The sequence below is a fragment of the Streptacidiphilus sp. P02-A3a genome (assembly GCF_014084105.1).
Taxonomy (GTDB): domain Bacteria; phylum Actinomycetota; class Actinomycetes; order Streptomycetales; family Streptomycetaceae; genus Streptacidiphilus.
Map to the genome: position 1 here is coordinate 5619024 of NZ_CP048289.1, position 26321 is coordinate 5645344.

At 72.4% G+C, this 26321-nt stretch carries 23 protein-coding genes and 1 pseudogene; 11 read left to right on the forward strand and 13 right to left on the reverse strand.

Annotated features, from left to right (window positions below; genetic code table 11):
- Positions 1-40: 40 nt before the first annotated feature.
- From GXP74_RS24060 to GXP74_RS24075, 4 genes and pseudogenes are all read right to left on the reverse strand, one after another.
- Positions 41-1231 carry a thiolase domain-containing protein gene (locus GXP74_RS24060; RefSeq protein WP_182453323.1) on the reverse strand — a complete coding sequence of 397 codons (1191 nt, stop codon included), beginning with the start codon at positions 1229-1231 and terminating at the stop codon, positions 41-43.
- Complete coding sequence (locus GXP74_RS24065; RefSeq protein ID WP_182453324.1) at positions 1228-2328, reverse strand: thiolase domain-containing protein; 1101 nt, start codon at positions 2326-2328, stop codon at positions 1228-1230. The genes GXP74_RS24060 and GXP74_RS24065 overlap by 4 nt, the downstream gene beginning before the upstream one ends.
- Positions 2325-3391 (reverse strand): annotated as a pseudogene (locus tag GXP74_RS24070) (Zn-ribbon domain-containing OB-fold protein). Before GXP74_RS24070 ends, GXP74_RS24065 begins: the two are co-directional and overlap by 4 nt.
- Positions 3392-3454: 63 nt before the next feature.
- Positions 3455-4276, reverse strand: coding sequence for a crotonase/enoyl-CoA hydratase family protein (locus GXP74_RS24075; RefSeq protein ID WP_182453325.1), 822 nt, complete (start codon positions 4274-4276; stop codon positions 3455-3457).
- 185 nt (positions 4277-4461) lie between these two features.
- Here GXP74_RS24075 and GXP74_RS24080 point away from each other — a divergent pair, with 185 nt between their 5' ends.
- Positions 4462-6084, forward strand: a complete 1623-nt coding sequence (locus GXP74_RS24080) for an acyl-CoA synthetase (RefSeq protein ID WP_182453326.1) — start codon at positions 4462-4464, stop codon at positions 6082-6084.
- A 52-nt stretch (positions 6085-6136) separates the two neighbouring features.
- Here GXP74_RS24080 and GXP74_RS24085 read toward each other — a convergent pair whose 3' ends face one another.
- Positions 6137-7222 (reverse strand): DUF2332 domain-containing protein, encoded by a 1086-nt coding sequence (locus GXP74_RS24085; RefSeq protein WP_225448142.1) that lies wholly within the window; start codon positions 7220-7222, stop codon positions 6137-6139.
- Between the two features lie 261 nt (positions 7223-7483).
- Between GXP74_RS24085 and GXP74_RS24090 the strand changes: the two genes are divergently transcribed.
- A complete protein-coding gene (locus tag GXP74_RS24090) occupies positions 7484-7810 on the forward strand; it encodes an STAS domain-containing protein (RefSeq protein WP_182453328.1) in 327 nt (108 codons plus the stop codon).
- A 66-nt stretch (positions 7811-7876) separates the two neighbouring features.
- On the opposite strand, the gene GXP74_RS24095 is transcribed toward GXP74_RS24090, so the two are convergent.
- Entirely contained in the window at positions 7877-9982 is a 2106-nt protein-coding gene (locus GXP74_RS24095) for a beta-galactosidase (protein WP_182453329.1), read from the reverse strand.
- Between the two features lie 61 nt (positions 9983-10043).
- On the reverse strand, positions 10044-11489 hold the full coding sequence (locus GXP74_RS24100) for a GH1 family beta-glucosidase (protein WP_182453330.1): 1446 nt from the start codon (positions 11487-11489) through the stop codon (positions 10044-10046).
- A 488-nt stretch (positions 11490-11977) separates the two neighbouring features.
- Between GXP74_RS24100 and GXP74_RS24105 the strand changes: the two genes are divergently transcribed.
- The 7 genes from GXP74_RS24105 (at position 11978) to GXP74_RS24135 (ending at position 21068) form a co-directional block, all read left to right on the forward strand.
- The gene (locus tag GXP74_RS24105) at positions 11978-13030 is read left to right on the forward strand and encodes a LacI family DNA-binding transcriptional regulator (RefSeq protein ID WP_182453331.1); all 1053 of its coding nucleotides are present in this window, start codon (positions 11978-11980) and stop codon (positions 13028-13030) included.
- A 149-nt stretch (positions 13031-13179) separates the two neighbouring features.
- Positions 13180-14862, forward strand: a complete 1683-nt coding sequence (locus GXP74_RS24110; protein WP_182453332.1) for an ABC transporter substrate-binding protein — start codon at positions 13180-13182, stop codon at positions 14860-14862.
- Positions 14863-14956: 94 nt separating this feature from the next.
- Entirely contained in the window at positions 14957-16084 is a 1128-nt protein-coding gene (locus tag GXP74_RS42285; protein ID WP_182453333.1) for an ABC transporter ATP-binding protein, read from the forward strand.
- Positions 16081-17061, forward strand: coding sequence for an ABC transporter permease (locus GXP74_RS24120; RefSeq protein ID WP_182453334.1), 981 nt, complete (start codon positions 16081-16083; stop codon positions 17059-17061). Before GXP74_RS42285 ends, GXP74_RS24120 begins: the two co-directional genes overlap by 4 nt.
- Positions 17062-17064: 3 nt before the next feature.
- The gene (locus GXP74_RS24125; RefSeq protein WP_182453335.1) at positions 17065-18093 is read left to right on the forward strand and encodes an ABC transporter permease; all 1029 of its coding nucleotides are present in this window, start codon (positions 17065-17067) and stop codon (positions 18091-18093) included.
- Positions 18090-19112 carry an ABC transporter ATP-binding protein gene (locus GXP74_RS24130; RefSeq protein ID WP_182453336.1) on the forward strand — a complete coding sequence of 341 codons (1023 nt, stop codon included), beginning with the start codon at positions 18090-18092 and terminating at the stop codon, positions 19110-19112. The genes GXP74_RS24125 and GXP74_RS24130 overlap by 4 nt, the downstream gene beginning before the upstream one ends.
- Before the next feature lie 387 nt (positions 19113-19499).
- Positions 19500-21068 (forward strand): carbohydrate binding domain-containing protein, encoded by a 1569-nt coding sequence (locus tag GXP74_RS24135; RefSeq protein ID WP_182453337.1) that lies wholly within the window; start codon positions 19500-19502, stop codon positions 21066-21068.
- Positions 21069-21150: 82 nt separating this feature from the next.
- Here the strand turns inward: GXP74_RS24135 and GXP74_RS24140 are convergent, their stop codons facing one another.
- Positions 21151-21564 carry an organic hydroperoxide resistance protein gene (locus tag GXP74_RS24140; protein WP_182453338.1) on the reverse strand — a complete coding sequence of 138 codons (414 nt, stop codon included), beginning with the start codon at positions 21562-21564 and terminating at the stop codon, positions 21151-21153.
- Positions 21565-21663: 99 nt separating this feature from the next.
- Between GXP74_RS24140 and GXP74_RS24145 the strand changes: the two genes are divergently transcribed.
- The gene (locus GXP74_RS24145; RefSeq protein WP_182453339.1) at positions 21664-22152 is read left to right on the forward strand and encodes a MarR family winged helix-turn-helix transcriptional regulator; all 489 of its coding nucleotides are present in this window, start codon (positions 21664-21666) and stop codon (positions 22150-22152) included.
- A gap of 63 nt (positions 22153-22215) precedes the next feature.
- Positions 22216-22446: a DUF5302 domain-containing protein gene (locus tag GXP74_RS24150; protein ID WP_182453340.1), complete on the forward strand. Its 231-nt coding sequence runs from the start codon at positions 22216-22218 to the stop codon at positions 22444-22446.
- Positions 22447-22502: 56 nt separating this feature from the next.
- Here GXP74_RS24150 and paaE read toward each other — a convergent pair whose 3' ends face one another.
- From paaE to paaA, 5 genes are read right to left on the reverse strand one after another with little or no spacing between them, the layout of a single operon-like run.
- Positions 22503-23657, reverse strand: a complete 1155-nt coding sequence (gene paaE / locus GXP74_RS24155; RefSeq protein ID WP_182453341.1) for a 1,2-phenylacetyl-CoA epoxidase subunit PaaE — start codon at positions 23655-23657, stop codon at positions 22503-22505.
- Positions 23657-24166, reverse strand: a complete 510-nt coding sequence (paaD, locus tag GXP74_RS24160; protein WP_225448143.1) for a 1,2-phenylacetyl-CoA epoxidase subunit PaaD — start codon at positions 24164-24166, stop codon at positions 23657-23659. Before paaD ends, paaE begins: the two co-directional genes overlap by 1 nt.
- Positions 24160-25005 carry a 1,2-phenylacetyl-CoA epoxidase subunit PaaC gene (gene paaC, locus GXP74_RS24165; protein ID WP_182456597.1) on the reverse strand — a complete coding sequence of 282 codons (846 nt, stop codon included), beginning with the start codon at positions 25003-25005 and terminating at the stop codon, positions 24160-24162. The genes paaD and paaC overlap by 7 nt, the downstream gene beginning before the upstream one ends.
- Before the next feature lie 22 nt (positions 25006-25027).
- Positions 25028-25318 (reverse strand): 1,2-phenylacetyl-CoA epoxidase subunit PaaB, encoded by a 291-nt coding sequence (gene paaB, locus GXP74_RS24170; RefSeq protein WP_182453343.1) that lies wholly within the window; start codon positions 25316-25318, stop codon positions 25028-25030.
- Positions 25315-26307 (reverse strand): 1,2-phenylacetyl-CoA epoxidase subunit PaaA, encoded by a 993-nt coding sequence (gene paaA, locus GXP74_RS24175; protein ID WP_182453344.1) that lies wholly within the window; start codon positions 26305-26307, stop codon positions 25315-25317. Before paaA ends, paaB begins: the two co-directional genes overlap by 4 nt.
- Between the last annotated feature and the right edge of the window lie 14 nt (positions 26308-26321).

Here is a 26321-nt window from a genome sequence, read left to right on the forward strand (position 1 = left end):
GGCCGTATCGTGTCGCGGAGGGCCCGGATCCGGGAACCGCTCACTGCCCCGGGCGATCGGCCCCGACCAGCCACATCGAGAAGAACTGCGCGCCGCCGCCGTAGGCGTGCCCCAGCGCCAGCCGCGCGCCGTCCACCTGGTGTTCCCCGGCCAGACCGCGCACCTGCAGAGCAGCCTCCGCGAATCGGATCATACCGGACGCCCCGATCGGATTGCTGGAGAGCACCCCGCCGGACGGGTTCACCGGCAGGTCGCCGTCGAGCTCGGTGGCGCCCGCCTCGACCAGCTTCCAGCCCTCCCCCTCGGCCGCGAAGCCCAGGTTCTCCAGCCACATCGGCTCGTACCAGGAGAACGGCACGTAGATCTCGGCCACGTCGATCTGGCGGCGCGGATCGACCACCCCGGCCTGGCGGTAGACGTCGGCGGCGCAGTCCCGCCCGGCCTGCGGGCTGACGTAGTCCTTGCCCGCGAAGATGGTCGGCTCGCTGCGCATCGCGCCGCCGTGCACCCAGGCCGGGCGGCGCGGCGCGCGGGCCGCCCCGGCGGCGCCGGTGAGCACCAGGGCGCAGGCCCCGTCGGAGGAGGGGCAGGTCTCCGAGTAGCGGATCGGATCCCAGAGCATCGGCGCCGAGCGCACCCGCTCCAGCGTCAGCCCGTGCTCGTGCAGGTGCGCGTAGGGGTTCTTCAACGCGTTGCGGCGGTCCTTGAAGGCCACCAGCGAGCCGATGTGGTCGGGCGCCCCGCTGCGCCGCAGGTAGGCCCGCACGTGCGGGGCGAAGAAGCCGCCCGCCCCGGCGGTGAGCGGGGCCTGGAACGGCACCGGCAGCGACAGGCCCCACATCGCGTTCGACTCGGACTGCTTCTCGAAGGCCACGGTCAGCACCGTGCCGTGGACCCGGGCCGCGACCAGGTTCGCCGCGACCAGCGCGGTGGAACCGCCCACCGAACCGGCGGTGTGCACCCGCAGCATCGGCTTGCCGACCGCGCCCAGCGCCTCGGCCAGGTACAGCTCGGGCATCATCACCCCCTCGAAGAAGTCCGGGGCCTTGCCGATCACCACCGCGTCGATGTCCGCCCAGCTCAGTTCGGCGTCGGCGAGGGCGCGGACGGCGGCCTCGCGGACCAGTCCGGCGATCGAGACGTCCTGCCGGGCGGCGACGTGCTTCGTCTGGCCGATGCCGACCACCGCGACCGGCTCCCCGGCCCGGCGGACTCCGCTGACGGCGCTCATCGTTCCCCCTCCGCTTCCAGCACGGCCACCAGGTTCTGTTGCAGGCAGGGCCCGGAGGTGGCGTGGGCGAGCGCCCGCCGGGACTCGCCCCGGTGGATCCGGGCCGCGGCCTCGCCGATCCGCAGCAGCCCGGCCGCCATCACCGGGTTCGCGGCCAGCGCGCCGCCGGACGGGTTGACCAGGACCGCGTCGTTCAGGTCCAGCGCCCGGCGCAGCACCACCTCCTGCGCGGTGAACGGCGCGTGCAGCTCGGCGGTGTCCACCGGCGCGTCGAAGGCCCCGGCGTGGACGGCGGCGAGCCGGGTGGACGGCGACTCGGTGAGCTCGCGGCAGCCCGGCTGGTGCGCCTCGATCCGGTGGTCGATGCCGCGGATCCAGGCCGGGCGCGGGTGCAGCGCCCGGGCCGCGTCACCGGCGGCGAGCACCACGGCGGCGGCCCCGTCGCTGACCGGCGGGCAGTCGTGCCGACGCAGCGGCCGCAGCTGGTACGGCAGCCGCAGCAGCGCCTCGGCGTCGGCGCTGCCGCGCAGTTGGGCGTGCGGGTTGGTCTCGGCCGCGCGGCGGCTGCGGACGGCGACCTCGGCCAGCGCCCGCTCGTCGGTGAGCCCGCCGTCGATCAGGCACTGCGCCTGCAGCGCGGCCAGCGCCACCGCGTCGGGCCACAGCGGCGCCAGGGTGTACGGGTCGAGCTGACGGGTGAGCACGTCGCGGACGCTGCCCGGGGAGGACTTGCCGTAGGAGTAGACCAGGGCGGTGTCGGCCTGCCCGGTGCGCAGCTTCACCCAGGCCTCGTACAGCGCCCAGGCACCGTCCATCTCCACGTGGGACTCGGAGATCGGCGGCCAGGCGCCGACCCCGTCCAGGGCCATGGTGAACGAGAAGGCCCGACCGGCCAGGTAGTCGCTGCTGCCGGAGCAGGTGAAGCCGATCCGGTCGGTTGTCAGACCCGTCTGCTTGAGTACGTCCTGGAGGACCGGGAGCACCAGCTCGACCTCGGACAGCTCGTCGGTGCTGCGCCGGTGGGTGGTCTGGGCGAAGGCCACGATGGCGATCTCGCGCCCTTCGGGGCGCCGTGGGGAGCGCTGCTGGGGGCTCACATCCAGCTCCGGTAGCTCGCGGGGTCGGCGTCGGGTTCGCCGTTGGGTGTGAAGTGGCTGATCGCGGCGAGGCCGGGGTCGGGCCGGTCCGGGTGCCGCTCCCGCCAGACGGCGCGGACCCGCTGGCCGACGTGCACCCGCTCGTGCGGCAGGCCGCCGATCCGGGCGTGCAGGCTGACGTGCGCGCCGTCCAGCAGCACGTAGGCGTAGCAGTACGGGACTTCGACATCGAGGCCGCGGGCGGCGATGTTGACGATGCAGAAGGTGGTGACGGTGCCGGTGTGCGGGAGTTCCAGCTGGTCGGTGGTGGCCAGGCCGCAGGTGGGGCAGACGCCCCGGGGCGGGATGTACACGCGGGTGCAGGCGGGGCAGCGCTCCGCGAGCAACCGCTGCCGGGCGAGCCCGGTGAGGAAGCGCGACTGGGCGGTGCCGGGGGTGTGCACGTACTCCAGCCGGGCGGGCAGGGTGACCCGGGTGACCGGTTCGGCCTGCGCCAGCGCGGGTACCTGGGCCAGGAGTTCGGCGGCGGTCCTCATCGCGCCGCCTCGGCGGTGCGGAGCGCCCCGGCCTCGACGGCACCGGGCTCGGCGGACTCAGCGGGCCCGGCGGGCTCACCGGCCGGGACGAAGCAGGCGATGTCGGTGATCGCGCCGCTGCGCCGCTCGGCCCAGCGGACCCGTACCCGGAGCCCGGTACGGGTGCGGTCCGGGTGCCCGGAGTCGGGCGGCGGCGCGTCCAGGGCGTGCAGCAGCGCGGTGTCCGCGCCGTCCAGCCGGACCAGGGCCCAGGCGAAGGGGGTGGCCAGCGGCTGCTGCGGGCGCGGCTGCTGGTTCCAGGCCCAGGCGGTGACCACCCCGGTCTCCGGCAGCTGGACGAGCTCGTCCAGCTCGGCGGCGGTCACCGGGTCGTACTCGGCGGGCGGGCAGTGCACCCGGCCGTCGCTGCCACGGGTGCCGAGCAGCACCCGTTCGCGCAGGCCGGTGAGGAAGGCCCCGATGACCGGGCCGGTGGAGCGGGTGAACGGGAACTCGACGATCAGCGGGGCGCTGAGCACCTCGGACATGGGGCCTCGTCTCGGAGTCTCTCGGGCGGTCGGCCGTGCTCGGCCGCGGTGGGCCGCGGTCGGCTAACGGCGGTGGTAGACGGGGGGCCGGTGCTCGGCGAAGGCGCGGGGTCCTTCCTTGGCGTCCTCGGTGGCGAAGACCGGCAGGCCGATCTCCAGTTCCCGGGCCAGCCCCTCCGCCTCACCGAGCCCGGCGCACTCGTACACCGAGCGCTTGACCGCCTCGACCGCGAGCGGCGCCGCCCGGTTGACGGTCTCGGCGAGTTCCAGCGCCCGGTCGAGCGCCGCGCCGTCCGGCACGACGCTGCCGACCAGCCCGATGTCGCGGGCCTCGGCGGCGCTGTAGCGGCGCCCGGTGAGCAGCATCTCCAGGGCGTGGGTGCGCGGGATCTGCCGGGGCAGCCGGACGGTGGAGCCGCCGACCGGGAACAGCCCGCGGCGCACCTCGAACAGGCCGAAGCTGGCGGACTCGGCGGCCACCCGGATGTCGGTGGCCTGCAGGATCTCGGTGCCGCCGGCCACGCAGACGCCCTCGACCGCGGCCAGGACCGGCTTGCGCGGCCGGTGGTGCCGCAGCATGGCCTTCCAGTGCAGGTCGGGATCGGCCTTCAGCCGGGCGCGGTGTTCGGCGTCCCGATCGCCGGGGCCGCCGTCACCGAAGCCGCCCGCGGCGAGGGCCTTGAGGTCCATCCCGGCGCAGAAGTCCCCGCCCGCGCCGGTGAGCACCACCGAGCGGACGCGGTCATCGGCGTCGGCCTCGATCCAGGCGTCATGGAGTCCGATCAGCATCGGAATCGAGAACGCGTTCTTCCGTTCGGGTCGGTTCAGCGTGAGCACCAGCGTCGCCCCGTGCCGTTCGACGCTGAGGTGTTCGGTGCCGCCCATCAGCTAGCTCCCTCCTGCCGCGTGGCCGTCAGCCGGTGGTGGCCGCTTGCCGACGCAGCAGTCCGGCGTTCAGATCTAGAACAGGTTGCAGTCTTGGAGACGGGTTGGCAAGGGCCACCCGCCGAGCAGTTTCCGGCGGTTCCCCGGCTATGGAGTTCTCCGGTCGCCGCTCCTACTCTCCGGCCATGGAATTCAACCTGGCCGATCTGTTCGAGCGCGCGGTTGACCTCTTTCCGGAGCGGGAGGCGATCAGCTGCGCCCGCGCCGACGACCCGGCGGTACGGCGGCGGACCTTCGCCGAGCTCGACCGGCGCGCCAACCGCCTGGCGCACCACCTGCGGGCCACCGGGGTCGGCCCGGGCGACCGGGTCGGGGTGTACGCGCTGAACTGCGCCGAGTGGGTGGAGTCGCTGCTCGCCGTGTGCAAGCTCCGCGCGGTCTGCGTCAACGTCAACTACCGCTATGTGACCGACGAGCTGGCCTACCTGCTGGGGATGGCCGAGCCGGTGGCGCTGGTCTACCAGCGGCGCTGGGCGCGGCGGGTGGCGCAGACCCTGCCGCTGCTGCCGGGCCTGCGGCAGCTGATCGAGATCGCCGACGGCGACGACCCGCCGGCGTCGGCGGCGGGCCCGGACAGCGTCCCGTACGAGCAGGCCGTGGCCGCCGGGAGTCCGGAGCGGGACTTCGCGCCGCGCTCCCCCGACGACCACTACCTGCTCTTCACCGGCGGTACCACCGGCCTGCCGAAGGGGGTGGTCTGGCGGCAGGAGGACGTCTTCTTCGCCCTCGGCGGCGGCATCGACGTCACCAACGGCCACCGGATGGCGACCCCGGAGGAGATCGCCACCACCGGCTACGACCACCCGGTGACCTTCTTCCCGATCGCCCCGCTGATGCACGGCGCGACCCAGTGGGGGCTGATGCAGCAGTTGTTCAAGGGCAACCGGGCGGTGCTGCTGGACCGCTTCGACCCCCGCCGGGTCTGGGAGCTGGTCGACAGCGAGCGGATCAACATCGTCATGATCACCGGCGACGCCATGGGCCGCCCGCTGGTCGAGGCGCTGGACCTGCCCGGCGCCGACCACGACCTGAGCGCCTTCCTGGGCCTGGTCAGCAGCGCCGCGCTGTTCTCCGCGCCGGTCAAGCGGCGCTTCCTGGAGCGCTTCCCGAACCTGTACCTGAGCGACGCCATCGGCTCCTCCGAGGGCGGCGCGGGCGGCATCAGCCAGGGCGGCGGCGCGGCCGAGGGCGCGGGCGGGGTGACCACCAGTGCGATCGGCGACTCCGAGGTGGTGGACGACGACCTCAACGCGCTGCCACCGGGCGTGATCGGGCGGCTGGCCCGGCGCGGCAACGTACCGCTGTGCTACCTGGGCGATCCGGTGAAGAGCGCCGAGGTGTTCCGCACCGGCCCGGACGGGCAGCGCTACGCGGTGCCCGGGGACTGGGCCCGGCGCGAGCCGGACGGCCGGATCACGCTGCTGGGCCGGGGCTCCTCCTGTATCAACTCCGGTGGCGAGAAGGTCTTTCCGGAGGAGGTGGAGTCGGCGATCAAGGCCCACCCGGGGGTCTACGACACGGTGGTGGTCGGCGCGGCCGACGAGCGCTGGGGCGAGACCGTGGTCGCGGTGGTGCAACTGCGAACCGGGTGCCAGGGGTTGACGCTACGTCAACTACAGGAGCACTGCCGGGGCCGGATCGCCGGATACAAGGTGCCGCGGCGGCTGCACCTGGTGGCCGAGGTGCAGCGCACCCCGACCGGCAAGCCGGACATGCGCTGGGCCAAGCGGGTGGTCACCACCGGCTAGCCCGGTCCACCGCCACCGGCCCACCGCCACCGGCCCACCGCGGCCGGTCCGCTCAGAGCGCCTCGGCCGGTATGCCGTGTCCCCGGCCCTCGGCGAGCAGCTTGCGCTCGCCGTCCGGACCGCCGGTGACCGACAGCCGGAAGGCGAACTTCCCCTCGGCCGTCCGCTCCGGCTCGAAGGCGATGTGCGCGAACCCCGCCTCCGGCGTGCTCGCGGCGGCCAGCCGGTCGAGCTCGACCGACACCTGGGCCCACTCCGCCGCCGGGACGTACTGCCGCATCACCGAGTGCCAGACCACGGTCAGTGTGCCCGGCCGCAGCTCCACCCCGGCCAGGAACTCCGCCGCGCCCAACCGCTGGACCGTGGCCGGGAGTTCGGCGGCCAGCCGGAGCGCTCCGCGCAGCCGCTCCTGCCGCTCCGGCTGGTCCGGCCAGATGTAGGCGCGCAGCGCCAGCTCCCCCGCCGCGGACGCCGGGTCGATCGGCGAGGGGTCGCAGCCCCGGCGCTCCACCACCGCCAGTTCCGGGCGGGCGGCGGCGGCCTTGGCCAGCCACTCCGGCGCGCCACCGGTCCAGGTGTCGGTCAGCCGCACCGGGGAGTCCGCCGGGCCCCAGGCGAAACCCCCGTCCGCCGAGTAGTGGAACCGGTCCGGGCGCAGGTTCAGGCCCGCGCTGGAGCCCAGCTCGAACAGCCGGATCGGCACCGCCCCGGCGCTGGTCGCGTGCAGCAGTCCGGCCAGCAGCAGGCTGGACCGGCCGACCTCGTTGGTCTGCGGCGGCCGGGTCATCCAGTCGCGCACCCACGGCAGCTCGGCGGCGACCAGGTCGCGGAAGGCGGACCAGCAGGCGTCGGCCACCCCGGGGTGGTACTCGCCGCCCGCGCTCGGGTAGTACGCCGCCAGCCCGGGCGCCCGCCCGGAGAGCACCAGCGCGTGCACCCCGCCGACCAGCCGCAGCGCGATGGCGTCGGGTCCGGGCGCGTTCTCGTACCCGGCGATGGCGTCGGCGCAGGGTCCGCCGGCCCGGACGTCCTCGGCGACCCGCAGCAGCAGGGCCACGTACAGCGGCGAGCCGGCGCAACCGCGCGCCTGCCATTCGACCATGGCCGCGGCTCGTTCACGGGACGCTACATCGGTCACGACTTCCTCCTCCAGGACTCCCGTGATCATGCCCCGTCGACGGACCGGCTCGCACCCGCGGGGCCGGTGAGTTGCGTCACGGCCGTCCCCGGGTGCCTCCGGCAGTGCCCGCACCGCCGGTTCGGGGGCGAACCGGATGATTCGGGCCGCCCCGTGCGATAACGGTGCGAACACGATTTGCTGGGAAGTATGAAGGAGTTGTGTCGGTCACCGCGATGCTCAACTAGCTTGATGCCCCGCACAATTGGGTTTGGGGGCCTTGTGAGCGGCAACTCTCGCCTGGCGGTTCTCGTCCTCGATGGACACAGCACCGCACAGATCCTGCTCGCCGGTGAACTCGACCAGGTCACCGCAGTCGAATTGGAGGACGCGGTGACCTGGGTCCTGCGTGACCCGCAGGTCCAGCACGTGGAAGTGGACGTCGCGCTCGTGGAGTTCTGCGACGCGGGCGGCCTGAGCGCACTGATGGCGGCGGCGCTGCGCGCGGCCGACCGGCACGTGCTGCTGAACCTGGTACAGATCCGGTTACCCCTGCAACGCATCCTGCAGGCCGCCAAGCTGTCCCGACTGCTCTGCCCACCGGAATAGTTGACGTAGGGTCAGCGAAGCGCCGACGCCCCGGCTGGTACCCGGGGCGTCGGCCGTCGGCGGGGATCAGGGGAGCAGCGTGCGCGTCTCCCCACCGATCCGGGCGAGGTCCTGGCCGAAGTGGCCGCGGACCTCACCGCCGTCGACACCCACCGACGGGGTGACCGAGGAACCGAGGAAGGAGTTCGCACCGGAGAGCAGGAAGTCGTCCAGCACGCCGTCGACGATCCGCAGCACGGCGGCGCCGCCCCGGCAGCTGTCCACGGCGACCTGGAGGGCGCGGCCGCCCGCGCCGGTGCCGATCTCGACGTTCACCGGTCCCTCGTTGTCGCTCTGCACCAGCAGCGTCAGGTAGCCGGTGGTGGGCGTGACGGCCCGCCAGTAGGCGTCCGCGCTGCCGCTGAGCACGCGCACCGGGCCGGCCGTCGGGGCGGCGGCGGGCTGCCCCGCCAGCGCCTCGGCGAGCACCGTGCACGGGTTCAGCGCCTCGTCCAACCGCGGGACCGGGCCCAGCAGTTCGACCCGGTGCCCGGCCCCGATGTGCCCGGCGAGCAGCCGCTGGACCTGGGCGTCCAGGAACGCGCCGCCGTGCAGCACCAGGTGCGGGTGGTCGGCCAGTGACGCCGCGGTGGCGCTCTCCAGGTCCACGATGCGGTAGTCCTGGCCCTCGGCGCGCGTCCGCTCGTGGAACTCCCGCAGCGGTCGGCCGCAGCCGGGCAGTGCGTCGGCGGAGTCCGGCGCGGAACCGGCCGCCGAGGCGTCCCCGGTCCAGGCCGCGATCGCGGCATAGGGGGCGTACAGGCCCCAGCTCGCGCCGGTGACCGGTCGCGCGGCCAGGAACTCCGCGCCGTGCGCCGCGAAGAAGTCCGCGAGCATCAGCACCGTCCCGGCCTTGCCGGTGGCGTTGCCGTCGGCGTCGACCGGCGGGCAGTCCGGGTAGGGCGGCCGGTGCTTGGCGTCCAGGTCGTCACCCCAGCCGGAGGTGGCCACGCCGGTGTAGACGTTGAAGCCGGTGGCCCCGGCCGCCAGCGCCAGCAGGCTCTGGTGGAAGCTGGTCACCCCGGCCGCGTAGGCGCGGTCGTAGAGCTCGGAGAAGCCCCAGTTCTCCTCCAGGTTGGGGCCGGGCGTGCGCTTGGCCGCGACCACGTAGCGGACGTGCGCGTCGTGGCTGGTGGAGACCACGCCCATCCAGTTGGTGAAGCCGTAGGCGATGCCGTTCCAGCGCTCCGGGCGGACCCGCGACAGCCAGGAGTCCAGCGAGTCGGGCTCCCCGGCCGGGGGGTTGAGGTTGACCAGCACCGGGACCTCCGGGGCCAGCGCCTCGGTCCAGCTGTGGTACGCCTCGGCGAGCGAGTCGGACTGGTGCCGCCCCCAGTCCGCGTAGCGCAGCTGCGAGCGGACGTCCAGCGGACCGGAGGTGTGCCGCTCGCGCGGGGGCTCGATCTGCGCCCAGTCGGCGTGGTCGGTGCCGTGCAGCGCGTTGTACCCGTCCAGGGTGCCGTAGGTCCGACGCAGGCCGCTGCGGTAGAAGTCCAGGCCGGGGGCGCTGTAGTCGTACGCCCACAGCGGCAGCGAGCCGTCGGTGAACAGGCCCTCGTTGGCGATCTGCACCAGCGTCACCGGCCCGTCCGGGGCCGTGGTGGACGCCAGCACCTCCTTGTTCACCGCCCGCAGCCAGTCGGCGGTACGGGCGGCGAAGTGCGCGCCCAGCGGCGCGGGCAGCGGCCAGCGCTCGATCTCGCCGTCCGGGCCGGGCACCGAGCCGATCCAGCGGACCGGCTCGCCCTGGGCGTCCAGCTGCGGCTCGACCAGCGGGTTGCGCAGCGGGGAGATCCAGTCCGGCAGCCCGCCGTAGTTGGTCTCGGCGTGGATGAAGGGGCCGGGCTTGGCTATCACGCTGAGGCCGAGCTCGGCGCAGATCCGCAGGTAGCCGACCACGTCGCGGTCCGGGCGGGTGGCGCCGGTGAAGTCCGGCGGCGCGTCCGGGTCGGGCTGGTGGTGCCGCCAGGGGATGTAGCTGCTGACGATGCGGATACCGGTGGCGTCACGCAGGGTCCGCAGTCGCTCCCGCCACACCGTCGGGTCGTCGCGGTAGTAGGGGTAGTCGGCGGTGGCGAGCAGGCCGGGGGCGCCGTCGGTGTGGAGCACGCCGTCACGGAGCTCGAAGCGCACGGGGATTCCTCTCGGGAAGGTGGTGGGACAGGGTGGTACGGGGGCGGGGCCGCGCCCCGGCTCAGCCACCGTCGGCGGCCGACGGGCCGGGCTCGGCGGACTGCTCACGGCTGCTGCGGATGTGCTCGCGGAACCAGCGCCCGCTCTGCTTCACCGTGCGCCGCTGCGTCTCGTAGTCGACGTGGACGATGCCGAAGCGCTTGTCGTAGCCGTAGCCCCACTCGAAGTTGTCCATCAGCGACCAGGCGAAGTAGCCCCGCACATCGGCCCCGGCGGCGCGGGCGGCGGCCACCGCCTCGATGTGCTCGGCCAGGTAGGCGGTCCGGTCCGGGTCGCGGACGTCGCCGTCGGGCGCGGTCCGGTCGTCGAAGGCGGCGCCGTTCTCGGTGACGTACAGCGGGATGCCCGGGTAGTCGCGGTCCAGCCGGACCAGGTGGTCGGTCAGTCCGCGCGGGACGATCTCCCAGTCCATCGCGGTCACCGGCAGCCCCTGCGGGACCGGCCTGGTGACCGGGCGCCCGTCCGGCTCGGGCAGGCCGTCGGCCTCGGAGCCGGAGATGTAGTGGCTGGTGTAGTAGTTCACGCCGAGGAAGTCGAGCGGCTGGGCGATGGTCTCCAGGTCGCCCTCCCGCACCGGCAGCCGCAGTCCCTCGGCGGCCAGGTCGTCCAGCACGTCCGCCGGGTAGCGGCCGTGGACCAGCGGGTCGGTGTACAGCCGGGTGCCGATGCCGTCCGCGCGGCGGGCGGCGGCGCGGTCCGCCGGGGTGTCCTCGACCGGGATGGCGTGGGTGGTGTTCAAGGTGATGCCGACCCGCACCGGCTCCGCCGGGTCGGCGGGCGCGGCGGCGCGCAGCCGCTGCGCGGCCAGGCCGTGGCCGAGCAGCAGGTGGTGCACGGCGGCCAGCGAGTCGCCCCGGTCCTGGCGCCCCGGCGCGTGCCGCCCGGTCTCGTAGCCGAGGACGGCCGAGCACCAGGGCTCGTTCAGCGTGGTCCACCAGCGGACCCGGTCACCGAGCGCACCCATGGCCAGCTCGGCGTAGTCCGCGAAGCGGTGGGCGGTGTCGCGGGCGGGCCAGCCGCCCGCGTCCTCCAGCTCCTGCGGCAGGTCCCAGTGGTACAGGGTGACCCAGGGCAGGATCCCGTGCTCCAGCAGCCGGTCCACCAGCCGGTCGTAGAAGGCCAGACCGGCGGCGTTGGCGGGGCCCCGGCCGCCCGGCTGGATCCGGGGCCAGGACAGCGAGAACCGGTAGGAGTCGACGCCGAGACCGGCGATCAGCGCCACGTCCTCGGGCATCCGGTGGTAGTGGTCGCAGGCGGTGTCGCCGTTGTGGCCGCCGAACACCGCGCCGGGGACCCGGCTGAAGGTGTCCCAGATGGAGGCGGTGCGGCCGTCCTCGAAGGCGGCGCCCTCGATCTGGTACGCGGAGGTGGCGACACCCCAGAGAAAGTCGCCGACAGGCCGGCCGCCCGCCTGCTGCGGTACGGCCGAGGGGGCGGTGGTGGTCATGGGAACTCCAGTCGACGCGGCCTGAGCACGCGGGATCCGAGGTGGTGCGGATCCGGAGATGGGCGAGAGAGCGCTCTCGCGGACGTTCCGAGTGTTGCGGGAAATCTCCGCAGCCGTCAAGTGAGGCCGACCGCAACTCGTTTGCATGCGAGACATGAAGCCAGGTCACATCCCTGCAACATCCATGACTTCGAGTCTTGACATCAAGAACGGCCGGGTCCAGGCTCCCATCCAACAGAGAGCGCTCTCTAGGGTTCCCGCCCTGAGTTAATTCTTTGTTGCCGGAACGTGATTGACGTGACGGAGATTACCCTGATTGACTCCGCGACGGAACCGGTTACGGAACCGGTTCCCCTCAGAGTCTGCGACTGGCGCTCTTGACAACCCGTCCCCAGGACGAAGAGCGGGCGCCACACCACGCACCATCATCCGCACCACCCATGCCAGAACCTGCACCACCGACACCAATTCCAACGACGGAGGCGGACGTGCCGATCACCATCGCGGATGTGGCCGCCCATGCCGGGGTGAGCAAGACGACCGTCTCGCGGGTCCTCAACGGCAAGGGCGAACTGAACGCGGCCACCGCCGCCCGGGTCCGCCAGGTCATCGAGGAGCTCGGGTACGTTCCCAGCGCCGGTGCGGTCGGACTCGCCCGTGGCCGGACCCAGATCGTCGGGATGCTGATCCCCTCGATGACCTGGCCGTGGATAGGCGAGGTCCTCCAGGGCGTGGTCGACGTCGTCGAGTCGGAGGGCTTCGGCCTGCTGCTCTTCACCTGCAACCGGGGGGAGGAGTCGCTGCGCCGGTTCGCACAGCAGGTGTCGGCGAAGTCCTTCGACGGCCTGCTGGTGATCGAGCCCGAGGGCACTCTCGACTACATCACCGAACTGCACTCCGCCGGACTGCCGGTCGTCCTGATCGACGATCGCGGACACCAGCCGCGCTTCCCCTCGGTCGCCACCACCGACCGGGCCGGAGGCGCCTCGGCCGCCCGTCACCTGCTGGAACTCGGCAGGCGGCGGCCCCTGGTGATCACCGGTCCGACCAGCTTCGGCTGTGTCCAGGAACGACTGGCGGGCTTCACCGAGGCCTGGTCCGAGTCGGCCACGCCGATGGCGGCCCAACAGGTCGTCCACGGCGACTTCACCTACGAGGGCGGCCGACACGCGATCCGCTCCGCCCTCGACGGAGCCGGCAGCGGCCAGGAGGGGTCGGGCCCGACCGGCGACGCCGACCGGGCAGGGTCCTTCGACGCGGTCTTCGCCCACAACGACCTGTCGGCGGCGGGCGCCCTGGCCGAACTCCGGGCCCACGGACTGCGGGTCCCGCAGGACGTGGCCGTGGTCGGCTTCGACGACGTGCCGCTCGCCTCGCAGACGGACCCACCGCTGACCACGGTGCACCAGCCGTTGCGGGGGATGGGCGCGGCGGCGGCCCGGCTGCTGCTCGCGCACTTCCGGGGAGACCCGCTGCCGAGCACCCCGACCGTGATTCCGACCAGCCTGATCGTCCGGGACTCCACCCAGCCCGGAGGCTAGCCCCACCCGCGCCCCACCGCGCGACCCACGCAACACCAGCGACACCACCCAACCGCCGGAAGCACCCCGGCACCCCCGGACCGGACCGGCACCACCGGCTCCGCCTCCCGTTCAACCCTCATGTGAAACCTTTCCTGAAGTGGGGAACCATGCGTGTGAACCGCACCATCACCTCCGTGTTCGCGTGCAGCCTGGCGATAGCCGGACTCGCGGGCTGCAGCAGCAGCGGCAGCTCCGGCGGCGGCAGCAGCAGCGGCGGCGGCTCTTCGGCCCAGGCGCTGACCATCGGCATGCCGGACGGACCGATGACGGACAACAACAACCCGTACATCAGCAGCTCCGCGTCGAATCAGCTGGGCTACCGCTTCATGATCTACGAGCCGGTGGCCATGGTGAACGCGGCCCAGCCCGCGCAGGCCCCCGCGCCGTGGCTGGCCACCGCCTGGACCTGGACGAACAACTACCACTCGCTCACGCTGACCGCCCGTACCGGCGTGACCTTCTCCGACGGCACCCCGATGACCGCCGCGGACATCGCCTACTCCTTCTCGATCATGAAGCAGTACAAGGCGCTGAACACCTACGCACTCGACATCAGCAACGTCACCACCAGCGGAAACACCGTCACGGTCAGCTTCGGCAGCTCCCAGTTCGTGCACCAGGACGACGTGCTGAGCACCCTGGTCATCCCGAAGCACATCTGGTCGGCCATGAGCAACCCGACCACCGACACCGTGGCCAACCCGGTCGGCACCGGACCGTACACGCTGACCTCGTTCACCCCGCAGACCACCACGCTGACCGTGCGCAAGAGCTACTGGCAGGCGCTGCCCAAGGTCCCGAAGCTGCTCTACACCTCCTACACCGCGAACGACGCCCAGACCACCGCGCTGTCCAGCGGCGCGACCCAGTGGAGCTACGTCTTCATCCCCAACGTGCAGTCGGTGTTCGAGGCCAAGGACCCGGCCCACTTCAAGATCTGGTTCCCGCCGACGCTGAGCGCGGACGGCCTGTGGATCAACACCACGGTCGCCCCCTTCAACAACGCCAACCTGCGCAAGGCCATGTCGATGGTGATCGACCGCGGGGACATCTTCACCCAGGGCGAGTCGGGCTACTTCAAGCCGGAGATCACCAGTGTCACCGGCCTGCCGACCCCGGCCGGCAACAGCTTCATCACCTCGCAGTTCCAGGGCCAGACCGCCTCGATCAACGTCGCCGGTGCCAAGCAGCTGCTGACCTCCAACGGGTTCACCTACTCGGGCAGCACCCTCAAGGACCCGAGCGGCAAGCCGGTCACCATCACCCTGACCGACCCGGCGGGCTGGTCCGACTACCAGACCGACCTGTCGATCATCTCGGACAACCTGGCCTCGATCGGCATCACCGCGACCATCGACAAGGCCGACCAGAACGCCTGGACCACCGCCTTCGCGGCCGGCAACTTCCAGGCGGCGATGCACTGGAGCAACGGCGGCGCCACCCCGTACGACATGTACGAGAACATCATGGACGGCGCGGACCTGGAGCCCGTCGGCAACTCCAACGCCACCGGCAACTACGGCCGCTTCAACGACCCGGCCGCCACCGCCGCCCTCAACGCCTACGCCAACGCGGCCTCCGACACCGCGCGCACGGCGGCGCTGAACACCCTGGAGCAGATCATGGTGAACGAGGTTCCCATGATCCCGACCTCGGCCGGCAACGTCGGCGCTGAGTACTCCACCCGGAACTACACCGGCTGGCCCAGCGACGCCAACCCGTACGCGGGCATCCAGCCCACCACCGAGGGCGCGCTTGAGGTCGTCCTGCACCTGACGCCCACCAAGTAAGTCCACCCCGACGCCGGGGCCCCGCTCCCGCTCCCCCGGGTGCGGGGCCCCGGCGCACCAGATCAGCCACTGCCACACGATGGGATTCCCGGGTATGACGTTGCACGAAACGTCGTCGCCACCGGCGCCGCCGCACACCGAAGTCGTCCTGGAGGCCGACGGCCTCACCAAGCACTTCGCAGTCCGCCGCACCGGACGCCAGGCCATGACCAGAGCGCCGCGCGTCATCCACGCGGTCGACGACGTCTCACTGACGCTGCGCCGGGGACGGGTCACCGCCCTGGTCGGCGAGTCGGGCTCGGGCAAGTCCACCGTGGCCCGGCTGCTCGCCCAGCTCTACCCGCGCACCGGCGGGGACATCCGGCTGCACGGGGAGTCGGTCACCGTACGCGGCGGCCGACGCTTCCGCGCGTACAACCGCCGGGTGCAGATGATCTTCCAGGACCCGTTCGCCTCGCTCAACCCGGTGCACACCGTGCGCTACCACCTCACCCGGGCGCTGCGGATCCACGGCCACGGCGGCAAGGGCGCCGAGCAGTTGCAGGCCGCCCTGGTCGAGCTGCTGGGACGGGTCCAGCTGACCCCGGCCGAGCGCTACCTGGACAAGTTCCCGCACGAGCTCTCCGGCGGCCAGCGCCAGCGCGTCGCCATCGCCCGGGCCCTGGCCGCCGACCCGGAGGCGCTGCTCGCCGACGAGCCGGTGTCCATGCTGGACGTCTCCATCCGGCTCGGCGTGCTCAACCTGCTCCGGGACCTCAAGGAGCGGCTGCGGCTGGCCATCCTCTACATCACCCACGACATCGCCTCCGCCCGCTACTTCGCCGACGACACGCTGGTGATGTACGCCGGGCAGATGGTCGAGGGCGGCGACAGCGAGACCGTCACCCAGCGTCCGGCCCACCCCTACACCCAGCTGCTGATCGCCTCCGCGCCCGACCCGGACCGGATCCTCGGCTCCGAGCACAGCCTGGACGTCGAGGGCACCGACAGCGGCGAGCCGCCGAGCCTGATCACGCCCCCGGGCGGCTGCCGGTTCCACCCGCGCTGCCCGCACGCCATGGCGATCTGCGGTACGGACCTGCCGCCCCGCTTCGCCGTACCGGAACCACTCGACCCGCAGAACCCGCAGGCCGAGCCGCAGGAACTAGGACGACCGGCACAGGACGGCGAGCACTGGGCCGCCTGCTGGCTGTTCGCGACACCGGAAGGAGCGGCCCGGTGAAGTACTTCCTGCAACGGCTCGCCTTCTACCTGTTCACCGCCTGGGCGGCGGTCACCCTCAACTTCTTCATCCCCCGGTTGATACCCGGCAACCCGGTCTCGGCCCTGATCAGCCGCAGCCAGGGACAGATCAGCACCCAGGCGGTCAACTCGCTGTACGTGCTGTTCGGGCTGAACAAGCACGAGAGCCTGATCAACCAGTACGGGGACTACTGGTCCCAGCTGGCCCACGGCGACCTGGGGATCTCCTTCTCCAACTTCCCGACGCCGGTGACCACCATCCTGGAGCAGAGCCTGCCCTGGACCATCGCGCTGGCGGGCTGCGCCACCATCATCAGCTTCACCATCGGCACCATGCTGGGTGTGGTGGCCGGCTGGCGGCGCGGCTCCCGGCTGGACTTCCTGCTGCCGGTGAGCACCTTCATCTCCTCCATCCCGGCGTTCTGGCTGGGCATCCTGGCGGTCGCGATCGTGCTCGCGATCGGCTGGAACATCCCGGTCTCCCAGGGCTACGACCCGGGAGTCGTCCCCGGTTGGAACTTCGGCTTCATCGGCAACGCGATCTCGCACAGCTGGCTGCCGCTGTGCATGCTGGTGATCACCTCGATGAGCGCCTGGATCCTCAGCATGCGCAACATGATGGTGACCGTCGGCTCCGAGGACTACATCACCGTGGCCCACGCCAAGGGCCTGTCCGAGCGCCGGGTGATGTTCGGCTACGCCGCCCGCAACGCGCTGCTGCCCAACGTCTCCGGGCTGTCGCTGGCGCTGGGCCAGATCATCGGCTCGACCATCCTGGTGGAGATCGTGTTCTCCTACCCCGGAGTCGGCTACGAGATGCTCCAGGCGGTCGGCGGCACCGACTACCCGCTGATGCAGGGCATCTTCCTGGTGATCACCCTGGCGGTACTGCTGGCCAACCTGCTGGCCGACATCGCCTACCTGATCCTCGACCCGCGCACCCGCAAGGAGGGCTGAGCGATGACCACAGCGGCACAGGGCGCGGACGCGCTCGTACCCCAGGGGCCGGTCGTGCCCCCCGTGGTACCGGCGGCTCCCGCGCGACAGCGCTTCCGCTTCCTCAAGAACGGCAAGGTGGCGGCCGGGCTCGGCCTGCTGGGCTTCTTCGTCGTCATCGCGATCATCGGCTCCTGGATCGCCCCGTACGACCCCTCCGCCCGCAGCAACGCGCTGCTCCAGGCCCCCTCCGCGAAGCACTGGTTCGGCACCACCCACCTGGGCCAGGACCTGTTCAGCCAGGTGCTGGTGGGTGCCAGCAGCGTCATGTACGTCGGCCTGCTGGCCGGGGTGGTGGCGACCGTGCTGGCGGTGCTGATCGGGGTGAGCTCCGGCTACCTCAGCGGCCTCTCGGCGGAGTCGCTGTCGGCGGTCTCCAACGTGTTCCTGGTGATCCCGGCACTGCTGCTGATCATCATCATCACCTCCAGCCTGCCCGCCGCCGACACCGGCGACACCCTGGTCGCGCTGGTGATCGGCTTCACCTCCTGGGCCTGGAACGCCCGGATCCTGCGGGCGCAGACGCTCTCGCTGCGGCGCCGCGACTTCATCGAGGCCTCCCGCGCGACCGGCGAGTCGACCTGGCGGATCATCCTCTTCGAACTGCTGCCGAACCTGAGCGCGGTGATCATCTCGGGCTTCATCGGCACCGTGGTCTACGCGATCATGACCGAGATCACCCTGGCGTTCATCGGCGTCCCCGGGATCTCCGCCTGGAACTGGGGCACCATCCTCTACTGGGCGCAGAGCGAGCAGGCCCTGGCCCAGGGCGCCTGGTGGTGGTTCGTCCCGGCCGGGCTGGCGATCGCGCTGCTGGGCACGTCCCTGGCGCTGATCAACTTCGGCATCGACGAGTTCGTGAACCCCAGGCTGCGCAACGAGGGCGGGAGCCCGCGCGGGCTGAAGGGCGCCGACGGCCGCCCGGTGCGGATGCGGGTCGGATTCACCCCCGTGGTGTTCCGTACCGAGAAGAGTGAGGACGAGGGCCAGTGAGCACAGACCACCAGCCGGTACTGGAGATCAGGAATCTCTGCGTGGACTACGGCCTGGGCGACCAGGCCGTCCGCGCGGTGCGGGACGTCAACCTGACGCTGCACCGGGGCGAGGTGCTCGGCCTCGCCGGGGAGAGCGGCAGCGGCAAGTCGACCCTGGCCTACGGGCTGACCCGGCTGCTGCCGCCGCCGGGCGTGGTCAGCCGCGGCGAGGTGCTGTACCACCCGCGCGAGGGCGCGCCGGTGGACGTGCTGCGGCTGTCGGACGCCCAACTCCGGCAGTTCCGCTGGGCGGAGACCTCGATCGTGTTCCAGGGTGCGATGAACTCGCTCAACCCGGTGTACAAGATCTCCACCCAGCTGATGGACGTGCTGGCGGCGCACAACCCGTCGCTGTCCAAGGCCGAACGGCTGGCCCGGGCCCGCGAGATGCTGACCCTGGTCGGCATCTCGCCCGAGCGGATGGACAGTTACCCGCACCAGCTGTCCGGCGGCATGCGGCAGCGGGTGATGATCGGCATGGCGCTGGCCCTGGAGCCGCAGCTGGTCATCATGGACGAGCCGACGACCGCGCTGGACGTGGTGATGCAGCGTCAGATCCTGCGTCAGCTCGTCAGCCTGCGCGAACGGCTGGGCTTCTCCGTGCTGTTCATCACGCACGACCTGTCGCTGCTGGTGGAGTTCTCGGACCGGATCGCGATCATGTACGGCGGCCGGATCGTGGAGCAGGCCCCGGCGGACCGGCTCTACCGCGAGCCCCTGCACCCGTACAGCGACGGCCTGTTGCACGCCTTCCCGCCGCTGCGCGGCGAGCGCCGCGAGCTGACCGGCATCCCGGGATCGCCGCCCGACCTGCGGGCGATGCCCCGGGGCTGCGCCTTCCACCCGCGCTGCCCGAAGGCGATGGACGCCTGCCAGGTGGAGGTCCCCCGGCTGGGTCGGCCGGTGGACCTGCCGGAGCCGACCGCCGGGCCGCTGGGCGGCCGCGAGGTGGCCTGCCTGCTGCACCCCACGGCCTGAACGGCGTTCCCGCAGGCGGGCGACGGCGCGACCACCACGAGGTGATCGACGCCGTCGCCCGCCTGCCCGAGCCGACGGCTCGTCCTGTCCTCCGTGTCCGCGCCGGAGGCCATGGCCCGGTGGGCGCGCCAGCAGCGCCGGTGACGGTCCGCAGCCGCCGCTGAGGACGCCGCGGCCCGATCGGCGGTCTACCGCGCCGATCTCCGCGTCGCTAGCATCTCCCTCGGCCGGCCGGCCCGTTGATCCGAGAGAGAGGCCCTGGTCCCACCTTGATCAGAGCTCCAGGTCCCGGTCGCGGCCGTGCCCGGCGCGGTCGTTGACCCGCCGCCTCCACCCCCACAGATCCGGGCCCGGCCACCCCCACACGGCCGGGTCCTGGGAGGATCAATGGCTCGGAAGAACACCCGTGCGACAGCCTGGGCCGCGGCCCTGCTGCTCGCCACCGGCGCCTCGGCGCTGCTCGTACTCCCCGGCGGGGCATCCGCCGCGCCGGTCAACCTGCTCGCCAACCCGGGCTTCGAGACCGGCGGCCTGTCCGGCTGGAGTTGCGACACCGGCACCGCCGCCGTGGTCACCACCCCGGTCCACAGCGGCAGTTACGCTCTCGCCGGGACGCCCACCGGCAGCGACGACGCCGAGTGCGCGCAGACGGTGAGCGTGCAGCCGGACACCTCGTACACGCTGTCCGGCTTCGTCGAGGGCGCCTACGTGTACCTCGGGGTGACCGGCACCGGGACCACCGACACCGACAGTTGGACTGCCTCCGCGCCCAGTTGGCAGCAGCTGACGACCACCTTCAGCACCGGCGCGGCCACCGGCAGCGTCACCGTCTACACCCACGGCTGGTACGCCGAGGGCACCTACCACGCGGACGACCTGGCCCTCACCGGCCCGGCCGGGGCCTCCCCCACGCCCACGCCCACGCCGACCGCGACCGCCACGCCCACGCCCACGCCCACGGCCAGCCCGACGCCGACGGCCACCCCCACGGCCTCGCCGACGCCCACGCCCACGCCGACCGCCACCCCGACCGGTGGCAGCGGGGGTGGGACCACGGTCCAGGTGACGACTTCCAGCCAGCTCCACCAGGCGCTGGCCGCCGTCGTCCCCGGCGAGACCATCCAGCTCGCGCCCGGGACCTACACCAACGAGTACACCGCCACCGTCAGCGGCACCGCCGCCGCGCCGATCACCCTCGAAGGCCCCGCCGGCGCGGTGATCACCGGCACCGGGGTCTCCAGCGCCTACGGCTTCCACCTGGAGGCCAGCCACTGGACGCTGTCGGGCTTCAGCGTCACCGACTTCCAGAAGGGCGTGGTGGTCGACGGCGGGGACGACGACACCGTCAACGGCCTCACCGTGTACGACATCGGTGACGAGGGCATCCACCTGCGCTCGTTCAGCAGCGACGACCTGGTGGAGAACAACCACGTCTACGACACCGGCCAGTACGACGCCGGGTTCGGCGAGGGGATCTACGTCGGCTCCGCCCAGAGCAACTGGGGCAGCTACAGCGGCGGCCAGCCGGACACCTCCAACGACGACGTGATCAGCGACAACACCATCGGCCCCGGTGTCACCGCCGAGAACATCGACATCAAGGAGGGGACCACCGGCGGCACCATCGAGGGCAACTCGTTCAACGCCACCGGCGAGGCGGACGCCAACTCGGCCGTGGCCTGGGTCGACGTCAAGGGCAACGACTACACGGTGGACCGCAACACCGGCATCGACGCCTACCAACAGGGCGTCCTGGTCGAGCAGTTGTACACCGGCTTCGGCTGCGGCAACAGCTTCGCCGACAACGACTTCAACCTCGGCGGCGCCCCCGGCTACGGCTTCGACATCACCGACCAGACCATCTGCGGCAGTGATCCGAACGTCGTCTACAGCTCCAACACGGTCCTCGGCGCGGGGTCCGGCACGGCCACCATCCCGGTGACACCGGCGAACTGACGGTTCAACACGAATATTGGCCCCGGCCGGAGACAGCTCCGGTCGGGGCCGCACGCGCGAGCGCGTGGCGTGGTGTCGCGGACTACTCGACGACCAGCTCGACCGGGATGTTGCCGCGGGTGGCGTTGGAGTACGGGCAGACCTGGTGCGCCTGCTCCACCAGCTCGCGCCCGGTGCCGCCCTGCAGCGCGTCCGGGAGCTCCACCCGCAGCACCACGGCCAGGCCGAAGCCGCCCTGGTCGTTGCTGCCGATGCTCACCTCGGCGGTGACCGAGGCCTCGCTGGTGTCCACCTTCGCCTGTCGGCCGACCAGGCCGAGCGCGCTGGCGAAACAGGCCGCGTACCCGGCGGCGAACAGCTGCTCGGGGTTGGTGCCCTTGCCGTCGCCACCGAGCGCCGGGGGCAGGGCCAGGGTCAGGTCCAGCTGGCCGTCGGAACTGACCGCGCGGCCCTCGCGACCGTTGGCGGTGGCGGCGGCGGTGTAGATCGCGTCCATGGTTGGTGACCTTCCTTCGATTCGACTACTCGGTCCGACTGACACCCATATTAGCAGTACACAACTGAATTGTGCACAACTAAATAGTATCCTTGAGTCATGACGATCACCGCCGACCCCGACGACCTGCTGAAACTGGAGCACCAGGTCTGCTTCGCGCTGCACAGCGCCTCCCGGACCTTCGGTGGCGTCTACCGCGAGGCGCTGCGCGACCTGGACCTCACCTACCCGCAATACCTGGCCATGCTCACCCTCTGGGAGCACGGCGAGCTGCCGGTCAAGCGGATCGGCGAGCTGCTGCGGCTGGACTCGGGCACGCTCTCGCCGCTGCTGAAGCGGCTGGAGGCGGCCGGACTGGTACAGCGCGCCCGCAGTACCGAGGACGAGCGCTCGGTCATCGTCCGCCCCACCGCCACCGGTACCGCGCTGCGCGGTCGCGCCGGCGAGGTGCCCCGGCGGATCGCGGCGGCCACCGGACTGGACCCGGCGGAACTGCGCGTCCTGCACGGGATGCTGCTGCGGCTGACCGAGCGGCTGGACGCCGCCGGGGACGTCCGGGGCGAGTGCGGCGGCACCGAGCAGCAATGATCAAACGAGGGGTGCCCTCCCGTGTCAGACTGTGCCTGCAAACGTCCGACACAGGAGGTCCCCATGGCCGATGACGCAGCCGACGCCGCTACCGAGAACGCGGCGGCACCCGAGGCCCCGGAGCACCAGAGCCCCGAGGACGACCTGAAGCGCAAGTTCCGCGAGGCCCTGGCCCGCAAGCGCGGCCCGCAGGCCGACGCCAACGGCGCTGGGGGCGCCGGGGATCAGTCCAAGATCCACGGCACCCACGGCAAGTCCGGGGGGCAGCGCGACTTCCGCCGCAAGAGCGGCTGACCCGGAACGCCGGAATCGGTCGACGGCGGACCGCCGTCGACCGACCTCAGCCCCGCTCAGCTGTCGAAGTCGACGGCGGCCTGCTCCGACAGCACCTCGGCCTGGCAGGTGAGCACGTAGCCCGCCGCCAGTTCGGCCTTCTCCAGCGCGTAGTTCCGGCGCATCCGCACCTCGCCGTCGACCAGCAGCGCCCGGCAGGTGCCGCAGACCCCGCCCTTGCAGGCGAACGGCAGGTCCGGGCGCACCCGCTGCGCCCCCTCCAGCACGGTGGTTCCCCGGGGCAGCGCCAGTGCCGTCTCCCGCCCGTCCAGCCGCACCGTCAGCCGGGCGGAGGGGCCCTGCGGCGCGGCGTCCGGGTGGCGCGGTTCCGGCGCGGCGGCGGCCTCCTCCTCGTCCGCGTAGAACAGCTCGCGGTGCACCCGCTCCTCGGGCACCCCGGCGGCGGCCAGCGCGGCGCGGGCGTCCTCCACCATGCCCAGCGGGCCGCACAGCCACCAGCCGTCGACGTCCTCGACCTCGACCAGGGCGCCGACCAGCGCCGCCAGCCGCTCGCGGTCCAGCCGTCCGCTGAACAGCTCCGCCTCGCGCGGCTCCCGGGAGAGCACGTGGACCAGCTGGAAGCGGTCGAGGTGCTCGTCCTTCAGGTCGGCCAGGGCGTCGGCGAACATCACCGTGTCGCTGCGCCGGTTGCCGTAGAACAGGGTGACCCGGGCCCGCGGGTCGGCCAGCGCCGAGGCGGCGATCGACAGCACCGGGGTGATCCCGGACCCGGCGGCGACCAGCGCGTGATGGGCCGGACGGCTCAGGTCGGGGGTGAAGTTGCCCAGCGGCGGCAGCGCCTCCACCGGGTCGCCGACCGTGAGGCCGTTCAGCAGCCAGCTGGAGAACAACCCGCCGGGGACCTCGCGGACGCCGATCCGCAGCGGCCCGCCGACCGGCGCGCACAGCGAGTACGAGCGCCGCTCGTCGCGCCCGTCCACCATCCGGCGCAGCGTCAGCGACTGCCCGGCGCGGAAGGCGAACTCGGCGGCCAGTTCCTCGGGCACGGCGAAGGTGACGGCTACGGCGTCGTCGCACAGCCGCTCGACGGCGGCGACCCGCAGCGTGTGCCAGCGCGGCGCGGTCCGGCGGCCGGTCGCCGAAGCGGCCGGGGCAGCGGCCGGGGCAGCGGCGGGGACAGTGCCGGGAACGGGGGCGGTCGGGCCGGGCATCAAAGCTCCTTGACCTGTTCGAAGGGTTCCCGGCAGGACCGGCAGCGCCGTAGCGCCTTGCAGGCCGTGGCCGAGAAGCGGCTGGTCTCCTCGGTGTCCGCGGAACCGCAGAGCGGGCAGTGCACGAGCGTGCGGGTGGGCGTCAGGGTCAGCGGCACCGGGCCGCCGGGCGCCCGGTGCGGCGCCGGTCCGGGCGGCGCGATCCCGCCCGCGGCGAGCTTGGCCCGGCCCTGCGGGGTGATCCAGTCGCTGGACCACGGCGGGTCGAGCACGGTGCGGACCTCGACCCGGGTGAAACCCGCGGCCCGTAGCGCCGCGTCCACGTCGGCGCGCATCTCGGCGAGCGCCGGGCAACCGCTGTAGGTGGGCGCGAGCGTCGCCACGACCTGGCCGTCCGGCGCGACGGTGACCTCACGCAGCACGCCGAGGTCGGCCAGGGTCAGCATCGGCAGCTCCGGGTCGAGCACCTGGGCGGCGGTGTCGCGGGCGAGTTGCAGCAGGGTCACCACGTCGCCCCCGGATCGGCCCGGGCCACCGACTGGAGTTCGCCGAGCAGTTCCGCGAGGTGCGGGGTGTGCTCGCCGGCCCGGCCCCGGGGCAGCGGCTGCCCGGGAGCGGTGCTGCCCGGCACCGGAAGACCTGCCGCGTCCAGTACCTGAGCGAGCGTCAGTTCCAGTTCCGCGCGCAGCTCCGGCTCCGCGCCGTCGAGCAGCTCGGCGAGGTGCGGCCAGACCTGGTCCAGGGCCGCGCGCATCCGCCGCCGCGACTCCTCGGTGCCGTCGCCGAGCCGGACCGTCCACTGGGCGGCATGGTCGCGGTGGTACGCGAGTTCGTTGACGCCCTTGGCGGCGATGGCCGCGAGCACCGGGTCCCGGTGGGCGGTGAGCCGCTGGAACACGGCCAGCCGCCAGCTGGAGAACAGCAGCAGCCGGGCGACGCAGTGGGCGAAGTCGCCGTTCGGCAGCTCCGCGAGGACGACGTTGCGGAACTCCTCCGGCCCCCGGAAGTAGGCGAGTCGGTCCTCGTCGCGGCCCGCTTCCTCGGCCTGCCCGGCCCGCGACAGCAGCAGCCGGGCCTGGCCGAGCAGGTCCAGGCCGATGTTGGCGAGGGCCACCTCCTCCTCCAACTCCGGCGCGCGGGTCACCCATTCCGCCAGGCGCTGGGCGGACACCAGCGCGTCGTCGCCCAACGCCAGGCAGAGCGCCGTGAGTTCGTCCCGGTCCAGGCCCGGCGGCAGGGTGGTGTCGACGCCGTGGAGCGGATCCTCGAAGCCGGTGCCGAAGGCCCAGCGGGTGTCGCCCTCGGGCGAGGCCTCGGCGAGGGCGAGGTAGACGTGGTCGTCGGTCATGGCCGCCTGCCGCTCCGGGTGCTCAGATGTGCGGGACATCGTCGGGGATGGCGTAGAAGGTGGGGTGCCGGTAGACCTTGTCCCCGCTGGGCGCGAAGAAGGGGTCCACCTCGTCGGGGGTGGAGGCGGTGATCGCGTCGGAGCGGACCACCCAGATGCTGACGCCCTCGTTGCGGCGGGTGTACAGGTCGCGGGCGTTGGTCAGCGCCATCCGCTCGTCGGGCGCGTGCAGCGAACCGACGTGCACATGGTTCAGGCCGCGCTTGCCGCGGACGAAGACCTCGTAGAGCGGCCACTCGGAGCGGGCGGTCATGCCGGTACACCCTTCAGCTGTGTGATCTGTCCTGTCGCCCGGCCCTGCTGCCGGGCGGCGTGCGCGGCGGCGGCCTCGCGGACCCAGGCGCCGTCCTCGTGCGCCTGGCGGCGGCGTTCGGTGCGGGCCGCGTTGCACGGCCCGTCGCCGCTGATGACCCGTTGCAGTTCGCTCCAGTCCGGGGTGCCGAAGTCCCAGCTGTCGCGCTCCTCGTTCCAGGAGAGCTCCGGGTCCGGCAGCGACACTCCCAGCCGTTCGGCCTGAGGGACCGTCATGTCGACGAAGCGCTGCCGCAGTTCGTCATTGCTGTGGCGCTTGATCCGCCAGGCCATGGAGCGGGCGCTGTTCGGCGAGTCGCCGTCCGGCGGGCCGAACATCATCAGCGAGGGCCACCACCAGCGGTCCACCGCGTCCTGCACCTGCTCGCGCTGCTTGGCGCTGCCCCGCATCATCGTCAACAGCAGCTCGTAGCCCTGTCGCTGGTGGAAGGACTCCTCCTTGCAGATGCGGACCATGGCCCGGGCGTAGGGGCCGTAGGAGCTGCGGCACAGCGGCACCTGGTTGCAGATCGCCGCGCCGTCCACGAACCAGCCGATGACACCGACGTCGGCGAAGCTCAGCGTCGGGTAGTTGAAGATCGAGGAGTACTTCTGCCGTCCGCTGATCAGCCGCTCGGTCAGGTCCGCCCGGTCCGCGCCCAGGGTCTCGGTGGCGGAGTAGAGGTAGAGGCCGTGCCCGGCCTCGTCCTGCACCTTGGCGAAGAGGATCGCCTTGCGGCGCAGCGAGGGCGCCCGGGTGATCCACTCCCCCTCCGGCTGCATGCCGATGATCTCGGAGTGGGCATGCTGCGCGATCTGCCGGACGAGCGTGGCCCGGTAGCCGTCCGGCATCCAGTCGCGCGGTTCGATGCGCTGGTCGCGGGCGATGGTGTCGTCGAAACGGGACTCGGCCGCTGTCGGCGGCTCGGCACCGGTTTCCGGTACGGGCATACGCGTCACTCCCT

Excerpts from the sequence above, each read along its gene's own strand:
- GXP74_RS24060 (WP_182453323.1), bottom strand. The coding sequence starts at position 1,231 with ATGAGCGCCGTCAGCGGAGTCCGCCGGGCCGGGGAGCCGGTCGCGGTG.
- GXP74_RS24075 (WP_182453325.1), bottom strand. The coding sequence starts at position 4,276 with ATGGGCGGCACCGAACACCTCAGCGTCGAACGGCACGGGGCGACGCTG.
- GXP74_RS24080 (WP_182453326.1), top strand. The coding sequence starts at position 4,462 with ATGGAATTCAACCTGGCCGATCTGTTCGAGCGCGCGGTTGACCTCTTT.
- GXP74_RS24100 (WP_182453330.1), bottom strand. The coding sequence starts at position 11,489 with ATGACCACCACCGCCCCCTCGGCCGTACCGCAGCAGGCGGGCGGCCGG.
- GXP74_RS24110 (WP_182453332.1), top strand. The coding sequence starts at position 13,180 with ATGCGTGTGAACCGCACCATCACCTCCGTGTTCGCGTGCAGCCTGGCG.
- GXP74_RS42285 (WP_182453333.1), top strand. The coding sequence starts at position 14,957 with ATGACGTTGCACGAAACGTCGTCGCCACCGGCGCCGCCGCACACCGAA.
- GXP74_RS24125 (WP_182453335.1), top strand. The coding sequence starts at position 17,065 with ATGACCACAGCGGCACAGGGCGCGGACGCGCTCGTACCCCAGGGGCCG.
- GXP74_RS24135 (WP_182453337.1), top strand. The coding sequence starts at position 19,500 with ATGGCTCGGAAGAACACCCGTGCGACAGCCTGGGCCGCGGCCCTGCTG.
- GXP74_RS24140 (WP_182453338.1), bottom strand. The coding sequence starts at position 21,564 with ATGGACGCGATCTACACCGCCGCCGCCACCGCCAACGGTCGCGAGGGC.
- GXP74_RS24145 (WP_182453339.1), top strand. The coding sequence starts at position 21,664 with ATGACGATCACCGCCGACCCCGACGACCTGCTGAAACTGGAGCACCAG.
- GXP74_RS24150 (WP_182453340.1), top strand. The coding sequence starts at position 22,216 with ATGGCCGATGACGCAGCCGACGCCGCTACCGAGAACGCGGCGGCACCC.
- paaE (WP_182453341.1), bottom strand. The coding sequence starts at position 23,657 with ATGCCCGGCCCGACCGCCCCCGTTCCCGGCACTGTCCCCGCCGCTGCC.
- paaC (WP_182456597.1), bottom strand. The coding sequence starts at position 25,005 with ATGACCGACGACCACGTCTACCTCGCCCTCGCCGAGGCCTCGCCCGAG.
- paaB (WP_182453343.1), bottom strand. The coding sequence starts at position 25,318 with ATGACCGCCCGCTCCGAGTGGCCGCTCTACGAGGTCTTCGTCCGCGGC.
- paaA (WP_182453344.1), bottom strand. The coding sequence starts at position 26,307 with ATGCCCGTACCGGAAACCGGTGCCGAGCCGCCGACAGCGGCCGAGTCC.